15 protein-coding genes are annotated in these 22,507 nt (G+C 47.5%); 11 read left to right on the top strand and 4 right to left on the bottom strand.

The window, feature by feature from the left end; genetic code table 11:
• Positions 1-26: 26 nt before the first annotated feature.
• Together BN6465_RS07045 and BN6465_RS07040 are read left to right on the top strand one after the other, a co-directional pair.
• Positions 27-1,298, top strand: a complete 1,272-nt coding sequence (locus BN6465_RS07045; protein ID WP_066733176.1) for an ABC transporter substrate-binding protein — start codon at positions 27-29, stop codon at positions 1,296-1,298.
• A 74-nt stretch (positions 1,299-1,372) separates the two neighbouring features.
• On the top strand, positions 1,373-4,648 hold the full coding sequence (locus tag BN6465_RS07040; RefSeq protein WP_082891677.1) for a response regulator: 3,276 nt from the start codon (positions 1,373-1,375) through the stop codon (positions 4,646-4,648).
• Positions 4,649-4,747: 99 nt separating this feature from the next.
• On the opposite strand, the gene BN6465_RS07035 is transcribed toward BN6465_RS07040, so the two are convergent.
• Complete coding sequence (locus BN6465_RS07035) at positions 4,748-6,274, bottom strand: NAD-dependent epimerase/dehydratase family protein (protein ID WP_227183615.1); 1,527 nt, start codon at positions 6,272-6,274, stop codon at positions 4,748-4,750.
• A gap of 84 nt (positions 6,275-6,358) precedes the next feature.
• Positions 6,359-7,513, bottom strand: coding sequence for an iron-containing alcohol dehydrogenase (locus BN6465_RS07030; RefSeq protein ID WP_066733172.1), 1,155 nt, complete (start codon positions 7,511-7,513; stop codon positions 6,359-6,361).
• A 394-nt stretch (positions 7,514-7,907) separates the two neighbouring features.
• On the opposite strand from BN6465_RS07030, the gene BN6465_RS07025 reads away from it, so the two are divergent.
• The 7 genes from BN6465_RS07025 (at position 7,908) to BN6465_RS06990 (ending at position 17,709) form a co-directional block, all read left to right on the top strand.
• Positions 7,908-9,389, top strand: coding sequence for an aldehyde dehydrogenase family protein (locus BN6465_RS07025; RefSeq protein ID WP_066733170.1), 1,482 nt, complete (start codon positions 7,908-7,910; stop codon positions 9,387-9,389).
• 120 nt (positions 9,390-9,509) lie between these two features.
• The gene (locus tag BN6465_RS07020; protein WP_066733168.1) at positions 9,510-10,097 is read left to right on the top strand and encodes a helix-turn-helix domain-containing protein; all 588 of its coding nucleotides are present in this window, start codon (positions 9,510-9,512) and stop codon (positions 10,095-10,097) included.
• A 61-nt stretch (positions 10,098-10,158) separates the two neighbouring features.
• Positions 10,159-11,511, top strand: coding sequence for an APC family permease (locus BN6465_RS07015; RefSeq protein ID WP_066733167.1), 1,353 nt, complete (start codon positions 10,159-10,161; stop codon positions 11,509-11,511).
• A gap of 18 nt (positions 11,512-11,529) precedes the next feature.
• Entirely contained in the window at positions 11,530-12,870 is a 1,341-nt protein-coding gene (locus BN6465_RS07010) for a glycine/betaine/sarcosine/D-proline family reductase selenoprotein B (protein ID WP_154670213.1), read from the top strand.
• The gene (locus BN6465_RS07000) at positions 12,863-14,188 is read left to right on the top strand and encodes a glycine/sarcosine/betaine reductase component B subunit (RefSeq protein ID WP_066733163.1); all 1,326 of its coding nucleotides are present in this window, start codon (positions 12,863-12,865) and stop codon (positions 14,186-14,188) included. The genes BN6465_RS07010 and BN6465_RS07000 overlap by 8 nt, the downstream gene beginning before the upstream one ends.
• A gap of 15 nt (positions 14,189-14,203) precedes the next feature.
• Positions 14,204-15,532, top strand: coding sequence for an APC family permease (locus BN6465_RS06995; protein ID WP_066733161.1), 1,329 nt, complete (start codon positions 14,204-14,206; stop codon positions 15,530-15,532).
• A gap of 125 nt (positions 15,533-15,657) precedes the next feature.
• A complete protein-coding gene (locus tag BN6465_RS06990; RefSeq protein ID WP_066733159.1) occupies positions 15,658-17,709 on the top strand; it encodes a methyl-accepting chemotaxis protein in 2,052 nt (683 codons plus the stop codon).
• 21 nt (positions 17,710-17,730) lie between these two features.
• On the opposite strand, the gene BN6465_RS06985 is transcribed toward BN6465_RS06990, so the two are convergent.
• Complete coding sequence (locus tag BN6465_RS06985; RefSeq protein WP_066733154.1) at positions 17,731-18,558, bottom strand: undecaprenyl-diphosphate phosphatase; 828 nt, start codon at positions 18,556-18,558, stop codon at positions 17,731-17,733.
• A gap of 151 nt (positions 18,559-18,709) precedes the next feature.
• Here BN6465_RS06985 and BN6465_RS06980 point away from each other — a divergent pair, with 151 nt between their 5' ends.
• Positions 18,710-18,892 (top strand): DUF6440 family protein, encoded by a 183-nt coding sequence (locus BN6465_RS06980; protein ID WP_066733153.1) that lies wholly within the window; start codon positions 18,710-18,712, stop codon positions 18,890-18,892.
• A gap of 15 nt (positions 18,893-18,907) precedes the next feature.
• Positions 18,908-19,981, top strand: coding sequence for a carbohydrate kinase family protein (locus BN6465_RS06975; protein ID WP_066733151.1), 1,074 nt, complete (start codon positions 18,908-18,910; stop codon positions 19,979-19,981).
• Between the two features lie 216 nt (positions 19,982-20,197).
• Here BN6465_RS06975 and BN6465_RS06970 read toward each other — a convergent pair whose 3' ends face one another.
• Entirely contained in the window at positions 20,198-22,492 is a 2,295-nt protein-coding gene (locus BN6465_RS06970; RefSeq protein WP_066733149.1) for a YhgE/Pip domain-containing protein, read from the bottom strand.
• Positions 22,493-22,507 lie beyond the last annotated feature (15 nt).

The raw sequence follows: 22,507 nt of genomic DNA, 5'->3' as shown, positions 1-22,507 counted from the left end.
TGAATAGAGTTAAAGGCGGAGGCCATATGAAAAAGAGAATAATTATCTTGAGCGTCCTTATTGCAGCGATGTCATTTGTCTTTCAGGGGTGCGGAGAGAAAAATCAAGTAGTGAATTATGAGGAAGCAGACGGGGAAACGGTTACAATTACGTTCTTTGGATTCAAATACGAACCGGAGAACGTCCGGATTATAGAGCAGATTATATCTGGTTTTATGAAGGAGAATACCGATATTAGAGTTTCCTATGAGAGCTTAAAAGGAGCAGAATATTTTGAGGCATTACAAAGGAGGATGGAGTCGGGCAAAGGAAACGATGTGTTCATGGTCAATCATGATGTCATGCTGGACTTAGAAAAGAAAGGGCAGGTCGCGGATTTGTCGGGACTAGACAGCATCTCCTCTTATACAGAGTTGATGAGAGACCAGATGGAGGAAGACGGAGAAATTCATTGGATTCCTACTACAGTTTCAGCCTTTGGACTTTACTGCAATATGGAGCTGCTTCAAGAACATGAGCAGAAGATACCTGAAAATCTGGGAGAATGGGAGGAAGTATGCCGCTACTTTGTGAAAAAAGGCATTACACCTATTATTGCCAATAATGATATTTCTTTAAAAACACTGGCAATTGGGCGGGGATTTTACTCTGCATATGAGAGTGGCAGACAGGCAGAAATTTTAAATGAGATTAACAACGGAGAGGAAAAGCTGGGGGATTTCCTGCGTCCCGGATTTTCCATTGCGGAAGAATTTGTGGATGAAGGATTTATAGACAGAGAGATGGCGCTGACCACGAAGAAGACGTCGGATGACTTGGAAGAGTTTGTAAAGGGAGAGGCCCCTTTTATGCTGACCGGCGCTTGGGCGGCAGGGCGTGTCAAGTCCATGAACCCGGAACTTGATTTTGAGGTTACGCCTCTGCCTGTTCTGGAAGAAGGCACTATGCTCGTTATCAATCCGGACACAAGGCTGAGCGTCAACGCGGACAGCGAGCATCTGGACGCTGCAATGAGATTTGTGGAGTACTTTACAAAGTCAGAAAATATTCAGAAATTCGCAGATCAACAATGCTCATTTAGCCCGATGAACAATGGAAATCCGTCATCTGTAAATGAGATACAGCCTTTGATTTCTGACTATACGAGTGGAAGGACCGTAATCGGGGCAGATGCATTATTAAATATTCCTGTCTGGGAAGTGACGGCAGAGGCTTCCAAAAAGATTCTGGAGGGTGAAGATTTGGATGAGGTAATAGAATGGATTGACCGTCAGACGATGGAGGGAATGGTATCGTGAAAGCAGAAAGGACGAAAGAAACAAAAAGGCCTATATTTTTGATAGCTGTCCTTGTGGCTGCCACGCTTGGTGTAATGATGTTTTCTTTCGTGGGAGAGGTACATGAGCAGCTTTGGCAGCAGTCTATAAATACCATTATGGAGAGCACCCAGCAGGCGAAAAATACACTTCAAGTCCAGCTCCGGAGCCAGAAAGAAGCTATGGAGAATATGGCTGTCCATTTGAAAGCATATAATAGGGCGCAGGGAGATGCCCTGAACGATTTATTGAAGGAATACAATTCTGTAGATAATGGAATGGCCCTGTATTTGACGAATGGGGACAGTTATTCGGGGGGAATGGAGGCAGACCGATTTGTGACTGACCTCTTGAGCGAACCGGGTGAGGAGCAGGGAGTCATCGATCCACATATAAGCACTGCTACGGGTGTCAATGTATTCAACCTATTTCTGCATGTGATGCTGGAGGATGGAACCAGCGGTTATCTTGTAAAGGAATACGAGATAGATAAGATTGTAGATACATTCAGCGTCTCTTTTTACAATGATGCCGGTTTCTCATACGTGGTAGGGACAAACGGTGATGTGCTGATTCGCCCGCCGCATCCCAATAGTAATAAAACAGTGCAGAACCTCTATGACATTTTGCGGGAATCAGACAATGACGCTGTCAGTATGGAGCGATTTGCGGAATCATTATCCAATGAAAAAACTGGCTGGGCGACCTTGACTTATCAGGGGGAAGAAACCGTCTTTTGCTTTACCCCATTGAAACTGAGCTCGGATTGGAATATGGTCTCCATCATACCTATGAATGTTGTCGAAGCACAGGTGCGTCAGATACTGTTGCGCACGTTCCTTTTGATAGGAGGCATCCTTATCGGAATCGCACTTTTGGTCATCTTATATTTCCGGTATGTGAAGAAGATGAACCGCGTGCTGCGCAATCAAGTCGACTATACGGCGCGCCTATATAACGCGGTACCCGAGGGGATAGCTCTGATGACGGTAGAAGAGCCCTACTATCTTCTACAGCTCAATGAGGAAGGGCGGCGTCTGCTGGGTTATCCTGAAGAAGCGGCCGACAATGCATTGGAAGGGCAGAACCTCCGGAGCGTGGTACATGAGGATGACTATGAGAGAATTATGCGCTTGTTTCAGGATGTGCAGGCCAATGGACATAAAAATATATTTGAAATTCGTATCAAAAGGACCGATGACACTTATTTTTGGGCGGCCGGAATCGTAGAAAAAACTTTAAATCAAGATGGCCTGCCCGTGTTTATATCGGCGATACACGATATCACAAAAGAGAAGCTTGCAGAGGAGGAGGAAGAGCGCAGGAGCCGGCAGGAGCGGCTGACGCTTGTCAGCGCTATATCCAACGCGTATCCGGTGATCATCAGTTTGAATTTGTCTCAGGATGCCCTGAATTTTGTCTATGTGAAGCCGGATTTAATGCTGCCGCTAGGCGGGCAAAAGACGTATAGTGAATTATATAATGATATGCTATTGACGGTACACGAGGATAACGCAGAAGAATTCAAGCGTCGTTTTTCGCTGGATAGTCTACGCTGCGCCTTAGAAGAGGGACGCAACGAGATATTTTTTGAATCAAAACAAAAGATGTCAGACGGCGTTTATCATTGGACTTCCAGCCAGATTATAGCGGTGGATAATCCGTATTCACAGGATAAGCTGGGGATTCTCATCTCCCGGCGGATCGATGAACAGAAGTATGAAGAAGAACAACAGAGAACCGCGCTGCAGAGCGCACTGGAGAGTGCGCAGGCCGCCAATATAGCAAAAAGCCAGTTTCTGTCAAACATGTCACATGATATACGAACTCCAATGAATGCTGTCATTGGAATGACGGCAATCGCGGCGGCACATGTGGGGGATACCGAGAGAGTTATGGACTGCCTGAACAAAATATCGCTGTCCAGCAAGCATTTACTCAGCCTCATAAACGATGTGCTGGATATGTCTAAGATAGAAAACAGAAAACTGTCATTGAGGGAGGAACCCTTTAATCTGGCAGAATTAGTATCGGATACAATCGAATTGGTTCATGCACAGACCTTGGCCGGCGGACTCGAACTGGATGTTCATATTGCCCTTCTGAAAGAGGAAGAAGTTATCGGGGATTCTCTGCGGATACGCCAGATATATCTCAATATTTTAAGCAATGCTGTGAAATATACACCTGCCGGAGGAAAAATCCATGTAGAAGTGAGGCAGGAAAACAAGCTGCACAAGGGATACTACGATTATGTATTTACTTGTACGGACACAGGGATTGGCATGAGCAGGGAATTTTTGGACAAATTGTTCCTGCCCTTTGAGAGAAGCCGCGATACAACCAGCAGCAAAGTAGCCGGGACCGGTCTGGGGATGGCTATTACAAAAAATCTGGTCGACATGATGAATGGGGATATTGTGGTAGAGAGCGAACCTGAAAAGGGCTCCGTTTTCACTGTGACAATTCCATTAAAACCGATGGAGGAAGAGCCGGAAAAAGTTCCGGAAGCTTGGCTTGGAGTCCGGAGCTTAGTTGCCGATGATGATTTATGCATTTGTGAAAATGCGGCAGAACTGTTGGAAACTATGGGACTTCGCGCCGAGTTCGTAACGAAAGGGAAGGAGGCCGTCCATAAGTTCTCGCAGATGAAAGATACTGAAGACCCGTATAATCTGGTCATCCTTGACTGGAAGATGCCAGACTTAGATGGAATAACGGCGGCACGGCGTATACGGGAAGAGGCAGGGCCGGATATTCCTGTGATAGTGCTGACAGCCTACGATTGGTCGGAAATTGAAAAGGAAGCCCGGAGCGCAGGGGTGACTGCGTTTCTCTCTAAACCATTCTACCGCTCTAAAATGTGTTATCTCCTTCAGGAATTGAGCGGAGAGAAGGAAGCGGTGAATACCGGAGACTACAGCGAATCAGATGATTTTGCCGGTAAACATGTTTTGCTTGCCGAAGATAATGAAATCAATATGGAGATTGCACGGACGTTGATCGAGGAGTCCGGGGCATATGTGACGGAGGCCCGCAACGGTGTGGAAGCGGTGGAAAAACTGTCTGAGTCCGCTGAAGGATATTATGACATGATTTTCATGGATATCCAGATGCCTCTCATGGATGGATATGAGGCGGCCAGAACGATTCGTGCTCTGGACAGGAAAGACGCAGCAGCAATACCTATTGTTGCTATGACTGCCAACGCGTTCGAGGAGGATGTGCGGGAAGCATACAAGGCGGGAATGAATGTCCATCTGGCAAAACCTGTTGATTTGACGGAGCTGAGACGGATACTCCATCTCTATCTGTCTGAGAATGAGGACTAAAATAACAAAGAAGTGAAGGGAGCGCTGCAAAATAGATGAGTAATCATCTATGAAGCAGCGCTCCACTTTCGTGCTATAAATCAGAAAAACGGTCTATATTTAATCAATATCCAATTCGGATACCACTTTCGGATACTCCCTCAATTCCTCCGCTTGGTGCAGGGGAGTCCACACTTGGGCGAAGAAGGGATCTCTCTTTGCCCGCTCTCCATAATTCCAGCTTGTCCTCTCGCACACCGGGCACCAGTGTCCACCCTCCAGAACCAGTCTTGGACTGGCTTCAAATGTATGCCCAAAGGCGCAGGAAAACGTAAGCTTCTGTGTCCAATTCCCTGTCTCCATTTCACTGGACAGGCATCTGCCGCCCCGAAATTCGGCAGCCTGTCTGATATCTTCTAAGTTCAACTCACTTTCGGGCTTACTTTCGTTGTAGCCGTGGTCCAAGATAATCACGTTGTCCCAGTCTGTGAAATGGCTCACATCGTCCAGAGAATCGGGAAGCGTTTCCCAAGCTTTCCGGCCTCCCCAGTAAGCCTCAATATAATCTTCCCTATTTTGATTCAAATAAGAAAGTGTTCCATGTTCCGTGAGCGCTAATTTTTTGAATTTCCTGCGCAGTACAGAACAGAGCAGCCTCTGGCCGCCCGGCAGCCGTCCAAGCGTCATTGCGAGGGACGCGGCGGCTTCAAATTCCTTGAGACAGCAGTCGTAAAAATATTGGATGGAATCATGGCGGAAATGAAGATAATTCTCAAGCTTGCCGGAGTCGAGATAATATTGTCCATGAAAATTGCGGGTGGCCTGCCATTTGGGATTCAAGACACGATTCAGATTGGATATGCCCATCATACCATAGGAGTTTTGGTATAAGTGATAGGTATCGATACGGCACGACTCGCCGCCTCCGATATTGTAGATATGTCCCCAAAAACTTGAACTGAGGCTTTGATTGATTTCAAAGACGCACAGGTTTCTTAGGAGTCTGCCGGAATCCCGGTCGGACACATATTCTAAAACATTGTCAAAACAATTGTGGAGCATAATGGCGTCCCAGATACGGCTCATGGCCGGGCCGATGATACCGGTCTGGCGCAGACTTACCCAATATCTGAGCCCTGATTCGATGACCAGACGCTCGGCTGCCACCTTGGAGACGGCGTAGTAATCGAACATGCTTGGCTTGATGGGATCTCCGACCCTGCCCCAGTGTATGGGAGGCAGCCGTTCGCCGGTCTCCGCCACAGTACCTATGTATACAAAACGTGTTTCATTCTCACGCCCGCTCTCCCGGACTGCGCGGAGCAGGTTGCGGGTAGAGCCGTAGTTGATCTGCATTGCTTTCTTGGGATTGTAGTCGGCAGCAGGGGAGACGAAGGCCGCGATGTGAAGGATGATGTCTGCGTCTTTCACACATTCTCTCACATAGGAATAGTCTGTAAGGTCTCCCCATTTTATTGTGACGGCATCCAGATTGATATAGTCTTTTAAGGCAATGCGGTTTTTGGAAGAGTCGCGGGCAGAAATGATGAGATGAAGCATATCTAAATCTGACGATAGCTGTTTCAGACATTCCAGCCCCATAGTCCCGGTCGCGCCGGTGATTAAAATCTTTTGTATATTCATCATATTCCCAGCTTTCTTTGAACAAAAGACATGTAAGGGTTATGTTAATTATACTATGATTTAACTAAAAGGACAATTCTTGTGGGACTAGTTGCTGCCGTAATAACACATCTCGTAGAAACGCTCTCCTTTTTCTATATCCATATCCGCAGGTGACATCTGGGTAGCAAAGGCCGGGATGGAAATTTCGGCCCAGACAGGCACATTTTGAAAATAAGCATCCTTTCCGACTCCGGCATCCTGAAAGTTGTTATGGATGCCGAGGCGGCGGTTGAACTCTTGTATATGACGGATGAGATGACGGGAAAGCTGGGCCGTGTCTCCGCTGTATCCCAGCCGTTTAGCGATAGCTGCATATTCTTCGGTGGGACCAATCAGTTCCATGGAGTGGGACAGCATAATGCCGCATACTGTGCCGTGGGGCAGGCCGAATGCCGGGCCGGGATGGTCGTAGGAATGGACAATTCCCGTACAAGAGTTGGTGATTGCGATTCCTGCCATTGTCGCCGCCATATGTAATTTCTCTTTTGCGGTCATGCGAAGATTCACGGGGGCAGAGTCGTTGGCCGCGATGGGGAGGTATTCCAGAATGTCGAGAGCGGCCTGAGTGGCGACTGCCTTGGTGAATAGATTCGCGTTCTTGGCGGTCGTGGATTCTATTGCGTGGCACAAGGCGTCTAATCCGGTGGCTGTTTGTACAGTGCTGGGAAGCTGATCGGTAAGGTCCGGGTCAAGGACCGCGTAATGAGGAATAAGGGTGTTAGATAATAAAAGCTTTTTGACCTGTGTTTCGCTGTCGATAAATACTGCCGCTGAAGAAGTCTCTGAACCTGTACCGCTGGTGGTGGGCACATGGATAGAAACGGCCCTTTTTCCTAGAACAGGGAGCGAGAAGGGCTTCAGGCTGTCATCAAAAGACATCTGTGGGTTTTCATAGAACAGGTGGAGGCCTTTAGCCACATCCATAACACTTCCTCCGCCGACGGCAAGAATCATGTCCGGCTGAAAGTCTGCCACTTGCCCGAGATTGTCATAGATATCACTTACCAGAGGTTCATGGTTGATGGTGGCGACATAAAGCACCTCGGTCTTTGAATCTTTGAAAATGTGTTCTGCCAGTTCTCTCACATGGTCGCTGTAACCTAAGACAGCGACTTTCTTTTTTTCTAATGTAGTGACAAATGATAGGGAGCCCCTCCCGCATATTATCGTGGGCATACATATTTTGCTGAAATTGTTCATCTGCATTCCTCCTAAAAAATATTTCGGAAATCTCTGCCGGCATGAGTCCGGCTGGTTATAGTTTCTTTATAGCATCAGGAACAAATAAAGTCAATAAAATATTCTAAAAATAGAATGATTTGTGAAATAATATCAAAAATCGGAAAAAACAAGGATAAATAGAAGAGTACAAGCTCAATTTTTTAGAAAAAATAATAAAAATACATAAAATAAACACGCAAAAACGCATGTCGAAAGATGACTTATTGTGAAAAACATACAAAAAATAGAAAGAAACGATAAATATATTGACAAAAACGATAAGTCGGAATAACATATGGATTAGATAAAACATTCGAAAAATAATATATTTTGGATGATGAGAGCTAAGGTACAGAAAGAAGGAGGTATTTTTATGAATCCGATGGATTACATCAGAAAAGAGCCATACCAGTTGTTTATTAATGGTGAGAGAGTAACGCCGGAAGTTGAGGACACATTTGAGGCTGTTAACCCTGTGAACAATGAGCCCTTTGCCGTAATCTACAAGGCAGGTACAAAAGAGACCAACGCAGCTATTGCAGCGGCAAGAGAAGCTTATGACAACGGACCGTGGGGGAGGATGTCCTGCAGAGAACGTTCAGATCTGCTCTACAAGGCCGCGGAGCTTTTGCAGGAGCGTCTGGAAGCATTTGCGGCAGTCGAGGCTTTAGAATGTGGAAAACTATATGGAAGCGCATATTACTTTGACGGTGACAAATCGGTAGACGCATTGAAATATTTTGCGGGTGTGGCCAGATGTATGAAAGGTGAGATTGTTCCGATAGATCATGATACTGTGAATATGGTACAGTGGTATCCTCACGGCGTAGTAGGCGAGATTCTTCCGTGGAACGGGCCTTTTATGATGGGGTGCCAGAAACTTGGGGCAATCCTTGCCGCCGGCAATACTTGTATCGTGAAGCCCTCTTCCTGGGCATCACTTACGATGCTGATGTTTGCAGAGCTTTTGCTGGACGCAGGTTTCCCTAAAGGAGTAGTCAATGTTGTCACCGGCTCCGGACGGATAGTAGGGGATGCCATTGTAAAAAGTGATGATGTAGATATGGTTGCCATGACAGGTGGAACAGACACCGGGAAGGCGATTATTGCTGCCTCCAATGAAACTGTCAAAGATATCGCACTGGAGCTTGGTGGTAAAAGCCCGAATATCGTATTTGAGGATGTAGATGTGGATGACGTTGTGAAATGGGCAAAATTCGCATTCACCCTCAATTCGGGAGAGGTGTGTGTGTCAGGCACAAGACTTATTCTTCAGCGCTCTATATATGAGGAATTTCTTACAAAGCTGAAAGTGGAATGTGAGAGCGCAGTGCCGGGAGACGGATTCGACCCGAAGGTCACACTTGCACCACTGATTCACAAAGAGCACTGTGACGAAGTATGGAAGTATATTGAATCCGGGAAAGCAGAAGGGGCCAGATTGATTTGCGGCGGCACCCCATACACCGATCCGGAACTTGCAAAGGGCAATTTTGTACCGATTACGGTGTTTGCCGACGTGACGCCGGAAATGCGGATTTTCCAAGAAGAAATCTTCGGGCCGGTACTTTGCGTGACTCCTTTTGATACGGAGGAAGAAGCCCTTAAGATTGCCAACGGCACAAAGTACGGTCTGGCCGGAGGTGTTTTTACAAAAGACATAAAGCGGGGACTGAGAGTGGCGCAGGCCATCAAAGGCGGTCAGATTTATGTGAATTCTTACTTCTCTAAAGCTATGGCAGAATCACCGGGAACTGGATGGAAACAGTCTGGTATCGGCGTGGCCGGCATTAAGAAATATATGATTTCCAAGACTATTTTCCTTGATACAAAGGATGGCAGCGTTCCGTTTTAGGGGGTTATCAGAGGCAGTTTGACTTTTTCATTTACTTTCTTACATATATAAGTTATAATTAGGTATTTGGAAGAAACAGGAAATATAAATGAAAAGGAAATAACAGTCAGGGGTAATCAAATGGGAGAAAATAGCAGCAATGATTTAGATATTGGAATGAAAATACGCAAACTTAGAAAGATAAGAGATATTACGCTTGAAAAGCTGGCCGAGGATACGGGAATGAGTTATTCGTATCTGTCAGAACTGGAGAACAACAAGCATTCTATCTCCATCAGCAATCTTCAGAAGCTTGCGGAGTATTTTGATATTGACATGATTCATTTTTTGGAGAAGACGGAGCGGAAAAATATATTGATCAGAAAGAAAGAGCGGAGCAGTCTCGTGACCGACGATGGAATTGTCTTTCAGGCTATTTCATCAGAAGATGCAGAAAATATGCAGATTACGTTTGTCACGCTCCCTCCGAATACTCCCAAAAAAGGACAGAGACACATTCATAAACACCCGCATGGGGAGGAATTCATTACGGTCACCAAAGGTGAGGTGGTTGTAATAGTGGAAGAAGAAAAGTATATCCTGAAGGAAGGGGATTCTGTGATATTCCCTTCCGAGAAGGAACACGTGATATTTACAAGAGACAAGGGCGGAGAGCTGGTCTTAGTAGGCGCGCCTCCTTATGGAAGGGACTATTTGGATAGTCTCTAGTTAAGTGCACGTAAAATTCTGAAACCTCCTGCTTGTGGGTCATCAAGTAGGAGGTTTTTTTATGAGTAATAATACAAAAGGGTTATCACCCAAGGCCTGTATCATGATGGCAATCGGAGGAATGGTTGGAAGTTCTATTTTTACCCTTTCGGGGGTAACGTATGGAATGGCCGGTTCGGCTGCGCTTGTCACATGGTTTTTAGCAGGGATTATCCTGCTTCTGTATGCGCTGAATATTGCGGAGCTTGCGACCACATTCCCGAAATCGGGAGGCGTCTATGTTTATCCCCATGAAGTTTTGGGGAAGACGCCGAAGGCAAAAAGTTTTGCCGGCTGGATTGCGGCTTGGTCATGGCTGAATGTCAGCATTTTTGGCACGACGTTTTCCGCAATTTGTGTCAGCACCTATCTGGGCAGCTTCTTTCCGGCGGTTTCGAACAGCAAAGTTCTGCAGATTCTGATTCCAATCGCATGGATTGCACTTACATGGTTCCTGAATGCCAGAAGTGCCAATGCATTCGGTAAAATACATAATAAGATTACATTTGCGCTTTTATTTGTTCTTGCAATCTATATCATTCTCGGTATTGTAAACGGCGACACTGCCAACATGCAACCTTTTGTTTCTGGTGGAATGGGAGCTACCGGTGTTGTTGCGGGAATACCGATTGCTATGCTCGGATATGGTTCCATTATAGCGGTGGCATCATTTGGAGGTGAGATCGAGAATCCGAAACACAATATACCGAAGATTATTGTTACGGCAGTTGTGGGTACTGTTATTGTTTATTGTCTCATTTTGTTCGCGACTTTCCGCATGACGCCGGTAGATGAATTGGTGTCGGCGAACGCCCAGTATTATCCGCTGGCATTCGCACTCGGCAGCGTGATGACGGGCAAGTGGGGCTGGATTGTATCGATTGTACCCCTTGCAGCGCTTTTGGCGCTGACCACCAACATGAGCATTATGATTATGGACGCGAGCCGTACAATTATGGCGACGGCACAATCTGGATTCCTGCCGAAAAAATTGGGAGAGATTCATCCACAGAAGAACACGCCAATCGCGGCGCTGTCTACGGTGGCCGTCATCTGTGTCATTATGTCCTTAAAGCCTGATTTTATCAGCATAATCATCAATGCGGGCTCTATCTGTTCTGCGATTACGGTGGCGATTATTTCCGTGACACTCATGACGCTGAGGAAGAAACAGAGAACCGGAGAGATTCCGGAAAAGGGAGAGTTTCAGGTTCCCGGCGGCAAGCTGTTCCCCATTATTACACTCGTTGTGATTGTCATAACGCTTGTGCTGTTATATTTTGGAGACGGTGGAACTACGGCCTATATCGTGGCGGGAGTATGGTATTTGATAGGTGTTGTCATTTTCCTGATTAAGAATGCGGCACAAAAATAGAAGGAGGAGTAGAAAAGTATGTTAAAGGCAGTTTATTATATCAATCAGTTTTACGCCGGAATCGGCGGTGAGGCTATGGCCGATGTGGGCTTGAGCTGTGAAGAAGGAGCGAAGGGGCCGGCCATGGCCGCAGAAGCCCAGTGGGGCGAGGAGATGAAGGTAGTCCGTACCATTATCTGCGGTGACAATTATGTGAATACGGACACGAAATACGAAGCTATGCTGGGGGAACTTAGACAGAGAATTCTGGAGGTACAGCCGGATGTGTTTGTGGCCGGACCTGCGTTTAATGCAGGACGCTACGGTGTGGCTTGCGCCAAGGTGTGCGATTATGTCAGAAGAGAACTGGGAATACCGGCTGTCACTGCCATGTGGTGGGAGAATCCCGCTATTGGAATGTACGGAAAAGATAATTATATATTCCCGACTACAGAGACAGCGGCGGGGATGAGAAAATCAATGCCCCCGATGGCGAAGTTTGCCTTGAAGCTGGCCAGAAAAGAAGAAATCGGGCCGGCCAGAACTGAAGGATATTTCCGCACAGGGCACAGATATAATGAATATCATGAAAAAACGGGGGCCGAGAGGGTGGTGGAGATGCTTCTCGATAAGCTGAACGGACGGCCCTATACCACAGAAGTTCCGCTCAGAGGATTTGAGCAGGTTGCGGCCGCGCCAAAGGTGACGGAGTTGAATGAGGCTGTCGTGGCGCTGATTACTACTGGAGGCCTCGTGCCGGTAGGGAATCCGGACAAGTTGAAACAAGCCTTTGCGGATAACTATGGTAAATACGACATCAGCAACTTAGATTCTTTGGACAAGGGTGTCTATGAGTCTATACACGGCGGTTACGATACCACAGATGCAAGCAATGACCCACATAGGCTGGTACCGCTGGACCAAATGAGGGAATTGGAGCGAGAAGGGGTAATCAAGAGTGTATTCCCATACTTCTACACGCTTTGTGGAGTGGGAACCAATGTGGAAAACAGTAAGGAGATGGGACAGCGCATTGCGGCTGATTTAAAAAAATCCGGTGTGACGGCTGCGCTTTTGACCTCCACTTGAGGCACTTGTACGCGTTGCTGTGCAACGCTGGCAAAGGAGCTTGACCGGGCAGGTATCCCGAATGCTCATATCACTGCGTTTACTTCAGTGGCACAAAGTGTAGGCGCTAACCGTATCGTTTTCGGAGGCGACTTCACTGCACCGTCAGGTAATCCGGAACTCCCAATTGAGAGAGAGAAGGCATACAGAAGAAAGATTATTGAAAAAGGAATCGAGGCTTTGATTCAGGACGTATCCGAGCCGGTGATTTTTACCGTTGATGATGAAAAGGGAGGTGGCGAGAATGCCTAAGATGAAAAAAGAGCTGACCAGACAGTATTTTGACGTTAAGGACGCAAAGTTCGGGGAGAAGACCGCATTCGAGAACGGGGTGCTTACTATCGCAAAAGAAGAATTGAAGGAAGAGGTGTCTTCTCTCATGCAGGCGGTGTCCGAGATTGATTTCGAGATTGTAAGGCCGGGTGAAAACTGCAGGATTATTCATCTCCTTGACACCATACAGCCTATGATAAAAACGGACGGGGAGGGGCAGCAGTATTCTGGATTTTTTGGAGATCCGGTTATGGCCGGGACAGGCACGACAAATGTGCTGAACGGATTCACGGTTATGGAGAGCGCTGCTCTTCCGTGGGATGAATCCAGCGCCTCAAGCGGACTGCTGTATCCGAGGGATGCGATTATGGATATGACCGGGCCGATTGCCGGTATCACACCATTTTCCCAGACTGTGAATTTAGTAATTCTGTATCAGTTGACCGAAGATAAGTCATCGGTTGAATATGACAATGAAATTCGTATGATAGGGATTAAGATATCCACATATCTTGCTGGATTTACAAAAGGACTTGAACCGGATTCCAGAGAAGTATTCTCCGTGGATGAAGTGAATCCTGAACTGCCTAATGTTGTGCTTGTATGGCAGTGCCAGAATCAAGGGCCTTATTCCAATACTTACCTGTACGGCCAGCCTATTGATGATATGGTTCCCACTCTGCTGCATCCAAATGATATGCTGGACGGATGTGTAGTGAGCGGAAACTATGTATGGCCTGCTTTCAAGGTGCCCACCTATCTTCATGTGAATCATCCGATTCTTTTGGAATTATATAGAAAGCATGGAAAGGAATTGAATTTCCGCGGCGTTATTTTCTGCAGGAGCCACAACCCTTCTAACTGGCATAAAACAAGATGTGCAAATATCGGAGTCAAAATTGCCCAGTATCTGGATGCGGATGGTCTAATTATGGCGTGGGAGGGCGGAGGCAATGCCGCCACAGACGGTATGCTGACTATCCAATGTGCAGAAAAGCATGGAATCAAAGCCTCTACCATCACCTTCGAATTCGGAGGCGTGGACGGTACAGAGGGCATCCTGCTCGTGGATGATGTGCCGGAGGCGGATGCTATCTGCAGCGGCGGCTCGATTGAGAAGCCTTATGTAATACCGGATGTGGAACGTGTCGTGGGAGGTGATACCTTCCGGCTGAATAAAGAATCCGGGGGATTCTTCCCACCGTCGGACAAGAGCCTTAGATTTGAACAGACAACACATTTTTACCTAGGAGGCAACCAGTCGGGAGCAAGTACATTATTCGCAGAAGCCTATTAAAAAGGAGGTGCGGAGATGGGGGATAAAAAAGGCAAATTGACAACAGTCAGCTGTGTGACCATAATGATGGGGGCGATGATTGGAAGTGCGATTTTCTCCTTATCGGGAGTAACTTATGCTATGGCCGGACCGGCGCACATACTTACATGGATAGCGGCGGCCGTGATACTCCTTATATACGGATTGATAGCGGCAGAGCTTGCCTGTATGTACCCGGTGTCCGGAGGGCTCTATGTGTACCCGCGGGAAATACTGGGGAAGACAAGGGCAGCTAAGGAATTTTGGGGATGGACAAGTGCGTGGGCATTTTTAAATACAGGGATTTTTGGCGCGGCTTTTTCTGCAATCTATGTCTCTACTTATTTGGGGAGAATCCTTCCTAAAGTGAATGAACATATGGTCCTCGCTGCTGTAATTGCCTGTGCAGCCTGTGGATTGCTGAACATTTTTAATATCTCTTTTGTAGGAAAAGTAAATTTAATATTGGTAGTCTCTATTTCCGTAATCCTTCTCATCTATTCGGGATTCGGGTTTACGGCCATTGATTCTGCTAATTTTGCACCCTTTTTCACACAAGGATACGCCGGCGGCGCGGGATTTGTCAGTGCAATACCCAATGCCATGCTGGCCTATGGAGGAATCGTAACGCTGGTTTCGGTGAGCGGCGATATCCATGAGCCGAAGAAGACCATACCGAAGGCTATGATTTTGTCGATTGCTCTTACTACGGTACTGTATCTGCTGGTAATTGGTACAACGGTAGGAATGATTGGGACGGAAGAATTTACAGCCAATCCTTCGCTTCAGTATTACCCGCTCTATGCCGCTATAGATAAAGCCTTTCCCGGTGTGGGGTGGCTTGGCGTATTGATTTCACTTTCGGCACTCTTGGCGCTGCTTACTACGCTGCTGGTGCTGATCATGTCGGTGGCAAATACCATCGCAGCAGCAGCTCAGACCGGATTTCTTCCGGCGTTTCTTGGGAAATACAATGCAAAGACCAAAACGCCAGTGGCTTCTATTACATTATCAACAGGTCTTGTGACTGTGATAGCATGTTTTCCGCAGTTTGTGACGGAGATAACCTCCACGGGAGCCGTGGCCATGGTGGTTACGGTGGCGCTTTTGTCTTATACACTTTTGGCGGCAAGAAAGCAGATGAAAAGCTCAAGGGAGGATTTTCATCTTCCGGGAGGCCGGATGCTGCCGGTGACGGTAGTAGTTGTACTTCTTTTGTTTCTCCTATTGCAGCCGATAAAAGCAATCATTCTATGTGCGGGTTGGTTTTTGGTAGGGTATGTAATATATGGAATTGCGATTTGGAAAGGTTCTGCCGCTGAATAAATTATTTTTGGTCCTCATCGGGATTGTCCCGATGAGGATTTTGCACGCTTGGACATTGACTTTTCGGAGCAGAATGATATATTGAAAGAAATAGGTTTTAAATCTTGAGAGTGGTAGGAGAGCGTATGGCGGATAAAACAAATAAATTGAAGTCTCGGAAACAGAAAACTATGAAGGGAAAATCAGAATCCATATCTGCGAAGCTTAGTATCAGGCTGCTGGCGGTTCTGTTTCCTGCATTGGTGATACTGATTGTTGTGTCGTGTCTGATGGCGGCTGCCAGTATCTCAAATCTCACTGATAAATTACTGCACAGTCAGGCAGAACATGCGGTTTCGATTGTCGATGACTTTTTCAGCGGGAAAACTGCGGCTGTCAGTATGTTCCAGCAAGACAGTGATTTTCGGGAATATTTTGAAAATGTTTCTGCACGCGAACAGATTGATACATATGGGGATAAGGAGACGCTGCTCCATATCTTATCCGGAGCACTGGAGCGCTTGTCTGGGGAAGGCGTCATGCAGGTGTGGGCGGCGGATGAAAGAACGGACTGCTATCTGCTGTCGGATGGGAGTCTGGTAGATGCCGGGCTGGCTGAAACGGCGTGGTATCAGTCTATCCTATCTAAAAAAGATGTTGTCATATCAGAACCATATCTTGACCCTGCGACCGGCAAAGAGATAGTATCGGTCGTGTCACCAGTCTTTACGGCTGGCGACAGTGATATAACAGGGATGGTCGGATTTGACATCAATGTGAATACTTTGAACGAGCTGCTGTCTGGGATTAAAGTTGGTGAGAAAGGGTATCTGGAGCTGCTCTCAAAGAGCTCGGATTATATATATAGTGAAGACCCGGATGCAAACGGTAAGAATGTAGAGGATTTGGATATTACGAAAGAGTACAAGCAGAAAGTGCAGGAAGTCTATAACGGCGATTTGAACTTTAGCTACAAAGGAATTGATTATACTGCCGTTTTCTGCAACAGTGAGACGACCGGATGGCTGGCTATCGCTACGCTTCCGCTTTCGGAAGTGAATGCCACTAGAAATAACCTGACAGCGGTGCTTACAATCCTATCTGCCGTGGTTCTGGCAGTCTTGATTATTGTGGTGATAGTTCTTATCCGCAGGATGCTGAGGCCGCTGGCCGGTATCAGCAGTAATATGGAAGCATTCTCCCACGGGAATCTTGCTGTGGATATCACTTTTGAGAGTGGGGATGAGATTGGTATCATGGCCGGCAGCGTCAGGGACGCTGTCCATTCACTAAAAGCCATGATCGAGAGCGTGTCCCACATATTAGGAGAGATGTCTAAAGGCAACTTGAATCTTACGGCAGAAGGAGAGTATATTGGGGATTTCAAGGCGATTCGTGAGTCGCTGGAGCAGATTATATATTCATTGAATTCCACGCTTGGACAGATTGACACATCCGCGGAACTTGTGTCGTCGGGAGCGGAGCAGGTAGCGGCCAGTTCGCAGGTTTTGGCGCAGGGAGCGGCCGAACAGGCAGAGACGGTGGAAGAACTGGCGGTGAGTGTGGAAGAGATTTCGCAGCAAATCAGAAAGAATGCCGAGAGTGCGTCGAATGCCAATGACGAGGTCATCGTGATTGGAAAAGAAGCGCTGGAGAGCAGCCGTCGCATGAAGGAAATGCTGAGTGCTATGGGGGAAATCAGGGAAAGCTCCCGACAGATAGCTAAGATAAATAAGGTGATAGAAGATATTGCGTTCCAGACAAACATATTGGCCCTCAATGCCTCGGTGGAGGCTGTGAGAGCAGGTGCTGAGAGCAGAGGATTTGCGGCTGTGGCCGACGAGGTGAGGAATTTGGCGGCAAAAAGTTCCGAGGCGTCTAAGAGTACTGCGCTGCTGCTGGCTGAATCACTGGAGGTGGTAAAGAATGGAGCAGAAGTAGCCAATGAAACTGCAAAAACTTTGGACAGTGTGGTCAGCAGGGTGGATGGACTTGTGGACTCTATGGATAAGATTTCTAATGCGTCCGGCGAACAAGCGCATGCAATCGAGGTGGTGACACAGGGAATCGGGCAGATATCAGATATTGTACAGATGAATTCTGCTACGGCTGAAGAAAGCGCCGCAGCCAGTGAAGGGCTGTCGGCGCAGGCTCAGCTTCTTAAAGAATTGACCGGTAAATTCAAATTAAAAGATTAACGGATAAATGCATCCGCTTCATTATGCGAGTAAGCTGAAATAGATAATGACGATGATACCCAGTATAATCCGGTATACGCCGAATATCTTGAAATCATGTTTCCTGATGTAGCTGAGAAGCATGCGGATCGCAAATATGGATACGATAAAGGAAACCAAAGTTCCTATCAGCAGCAGGAGCCATTCTGTTCCGGAGAACATGCCTACCTTGATAAAATACTTGATGAGTTTCAATCCGCTGGCCCCGGCCATGACCGGTATGGCGAGGAAAAATGAAAATTCACTGGCTACATAGCGGGAACAGCCCAGAATGACGGCGCCAAGGATAGTCGCGCCGCTTCGGGAGGTCCCGGGAATTGCGGCAAGAACCTGAAAGCAGCCGATGAAGAAGGCCGTCTTGTATGTCAATTCATTCAACGTTTTCATGGTCGGCCGGTTTTTGCGACTTTCGATTACGATAAACGCGATACCGTATAGTATCAAAGTTGCGGCGATGATGTAAACACTGGAAAGGTAATCTTCTAAAATCATGTCGAGGGGCAGGCCTACGACAACGATGGGGATACATCCTGCCACTACCTTTTTCCAGAGATGAAAGGTCTCTCTCTTTTCGCGGCGGCTTTTTCGTTTTGAAAAGGGGTTCAGTTTATGGAAGAATAATACGAGTACGGCCAGAATAGAGCCGAACTGAATCACTACTTTGAACACCTCAAAAAATTCGGGGCTGGACGCCATGGGCCAGAGGTTGTCAAATAGTATCAAGTGTCCGGTACTGCTGATGGGGAGCCATTCTGTGATGCCCTGTATAATTCCCAATATTATGGCTTTTAGTATTTCAATAAAGTTCATGTTTTTTATCTCCTTTTGTCTGTCTGCTCATTATATTGTAGTCGACCGGCATGAAAAATACAACTATCAAATATGACGTTTGCACAGAGGATAAAAGATGATATACTGATTTTGGAGTAGTAGAGCAGTCAATGAAAATAAGGAGGAGAAGATGGAAAAGACAACGGATAGATTTGAAAGAGTTTACAAACAGGGGACAATAACAACTACGGAAATCTGGGTAGATAAGGAGACGGGCGTGAATTATCTATACCATAGGGATGGATATTCCGGGGGGCTTGCTCCTATGTTAGATAGAGAAGGAAAGCCTGTCATATCGGCAGTTTCCTATTAAGAGCGGAGGAGAATCATGGCGGGAAAAATAATTGTGGCCGGGCATATATGTCTGGATATTACACCGGTATTCCCGGAAGAAAAGTCGCAGCCGCTGTCCAAGGTGCTTATTCCGGGCAAATTGATTCAGACAAAAGCGGTCAATGTGAATACCGGAGGCGCCGTGGCCAATACCGGTCTGGCGCTCAAGTTTTTTGGCGCCGATGTGAGCTTGATGGGGAAAATCGGCGCGGATGAGTTTGGGGCAATCATAGAGAAAAAGCTCAGAACGCACGGGGCGCAGGACGGCTTGATTGTCTCTCCCGGAGAAAGCACTTCCTATTCCATCGTGATTGCTCCGCCCGGCACGGACCGAATCTTTCTGCACAATCCGGGGGCAAATGAAACCTTTACTGCTGAAGATTTGGATTTTGAGAAAATCAAGGAGGCAGAGCTGTTTCATTTTGGCTATCCCACTATTATGCACAGTATGTACCGGGAGGACGGCAGGGAGCTGGAAGCGATGTTCAAGAGGGTGAAGGAGCTGGGCGTGCTTACTTCTCTGGACATGGCGGCGGTGGATGCAGATACCGAAGCGGGGAGAGCAGACTGGAAAGCAATCCTTGGCAGGGTGCTTCCGTATGTGGACTATTTTGTTCCCAGCATCGAGGAGCTTGGGTTCATGCTGGACCGGGGCAGATATGAGGAGTGGCTTAGAAAGGCAGATGGAGGAGATGTGACTTCCGTCATTGAGATTGACGCAGATGTGAGGCCTTTGGCCGATGAGCTGCTGCGCATGGGCGCGAAACATGTCCTGATTAAATGCGGGGCGCCCGGCATGTATTATCAGAATGATAAGTTTTCCATGTTTGAGCGGAGCTACAAGCCGGAATGTGTACGCTCGGGAACCGGTGCAGGCGATACAAGTATTGCGGCATTCCTGAAGGCAGTGCTGGACGGATATTCTATCGAGGAATGCCTGAAATATGCGGCCGCCACGGGAGCAAGCTGCGTGGAGGCTTATGATGCGCTGGGAGGACTCCGTTCCTTTGAAGAAATGAAAAATAAAATAGATGCGGGCTGGGAAAAGAACACTTCCATTCCACTGTAAAGAATCCCCCACGGCAGCGACCCATTCTCGCTGCTGCAGGGGATTCTTCTTCTAATACGTTCCGAAATCAAGCCAGTACAAGGAGTACTAACTATAATAATATTATATAAGACTTCAATAATCTTTACTACATTTAGGCCAGTAATTAGCACGGAAATGTGGTAATAAATGTCGATTATTGTCAATATAAGTCAAAAAACATAAAAAACTAACTTACTATTTGTCGTTTACAAAGACGAACTTCACTTCACCGTCCATACCGTCTGATATTCCGGAAAAGTTCTTATAGGATTTTGAGGCGTCCAGCATCGTGTTCAATTTTTCGAGAAGTCCATTGATGTCACCGTCAAAAATCCCGACAAGTTTCTCTATGCCCTCTTCGTTGAACTGAATCATTCCCTCATTTAATTTCCCTGCACCGTCTGCCAGCTGCTGTACACCGTCCAACAAAGCCCCGGAACCGGACTGCAGGGTACCGATGCCATTGGAAAGTGTAAGAGCGCCCGTATGAAGCTGAGAAGCGCCTGTAGACAACTGGGAAGCTCCGGAAGCCACGCTCTTAGCGCCGGAATGGGCGTCCGCCATTTTCTCATTAAGCATCTGGCTTCCTGCGTTTACTTCGGAAGCGCCTGCGGACAGCGTGTTCAATCCGTTGTTCAATGCTCCGATGCCGCCGGACAGTTTCTTGGAGCCTGCGTCGAGCTGGGCAATTCCGTCTGTCACTTGTGACGCTGAGCCTGAGATACTCTTTTGAAGGGTGTCAGCCCCCTCAGAGAGCTTGCCAATGCCGGAAATAAGGTTTGCGGTGGCAGAGGAGATTACCCCGGTGTAACCTTCAAAAGCGTTGGAGGCAGCGTTGGCAGCATCTACCACATCCTGAGCACTGGAGGCGGCGGAAGATGCATTGTCGAGCGCGGCCCTCTGGGCGTTGATTTCTGCGTCCAGTGTGCCGGCGGAAGTTTGTCTTGCCCCTTGATCGGACTGCAGGGCAGCGATGGCGGCGGAGACAGAAGCCTTGGCATCTTCGGGGATATCTTCCCTCGCAAGAAGTGCGTTCAAGGTGTTGAGGGCGGAATCTGTTCCGCCGTTGCCGTAAGCCACATCGTAAGCGCTTACACTTGTGCCATTTGTGCCTGATGTGCTCTGGGATAGATTCTGAGCCGCCGTCTTTACAGATTCGAGAGCATTCGTTACCGTGCTTTTGTTATCTTCTATAGCCGTTTGAAGACCCTTGGTGCCGTCGCTGATACCATGGATTCCTGTGCCAAGGTCTTCTACGCCGGTACTTAATTTTCCCAAGTTGTCGTTTAGGCTGATGCCAAGTGCGCCGATGCCTGAAGTCAAGTTCTCTGCACCCCGCGCCAGTTCGCTGTCTTTACCGGTCTGAGACGTAATGGAAGCAGCACCTGCGGCTACCTGCTGTGCGCCGTCTTTGAGGCCTGTGGTTCCCTCTAAAAGCTGGCCGGTGCCTTTGGCCAGAGAATTACTTCCGGAAGCCAGTGTTTTACTACCGTCCAGCAGCGTGCCGGCGCCGCTTGTGAGCGTATTGCCGCCGTCCGCCAGTGCGCTCACACCGTCGATCAGTGTGCCGGAGGAGGAGAGAAGTACATCGAGACCATCTTTCAGCTCGCCGGAGCCGCTGACAAGCTGTGCGGAAGCGTCCTGCAGCTGGCCCATAGAGCTTTTAAGGTCGGAAAGGCTGTCAAATTTGTCGGTCCCAATTTCATTGAACAGACTGTTGGTGGCGATGGTGATGCCTTCTACCGCTTCATACTCTGTGACGTCGGCCTCCACCTCAAAATAATCCGGAATATCCAAATCGTCCACGCCCAGATTTTCCTTCATCTGCGGAAGTCCCATTCCGACAGCCATATTACGGTCCCCGTCGGAGATGATTTTTCCATTGGTGATTGTCAGGTTACTGAATTTTTCAGAATCCATGATGAGGCCAGTCACCATCAGGAAGGGCACATAATCTTCGGTGTTGTCTTTCGTGGTGTTTTTGTATTCATAACGTATGGCGACATGCCCCGATTTACCTTCCAGTTCATCGGCCGTAATGTTCTGGCCGTCAAGTTTATAGGAAATTTCTATACCCACAGGCAGTGCTTTGTCCGTCGTACCCTGATAACAGATGTCCTTATTGTCAGGATTCCAGATCAAGGAGTCCCCTGATTCTGCGAAGACTTCGTCGCCCTTGACATTTTCGATGTCTTTCAGTACAGAAATATCTTTTACTTCGGAGAGGCTGCCGATGTTTTTCAACTGGTCGGACACAGTCACGGTTTTGACATTGCCGGCGGCGTCAACCTTGGCATAGACGGTTTCGTCTTTTAATCCTGCTGTATCACCGGTGGAAGAGGCGTTTTTCAATGTGGATTTGGATGCCTCTGCAGTGATTGTCTGATTTTCTTTGGCGTATGCGGTTCCGGAGACACCGCCCACACTTCCTGCTATCAGCGCCGTCATAAGCGCAATTGCCATTAATGCACGAAATTCTCTGTTTTTCATAATCGTCAAGACCTC

This window comes from Bariatricus massiliensis, from assembly GCF_900086725.1.
GTDB lineage: Bacteria > Bacillota > Clostridia > Lachnospirales > Lachnospiraceae > Allocoprococcus > Allocoprococcus massiliensis.
The sequence above is the reverse complement of the archived record's forward strand: the minus strand, read 5'-3'. Positions and strand labels throughout refer to the sequence as shown.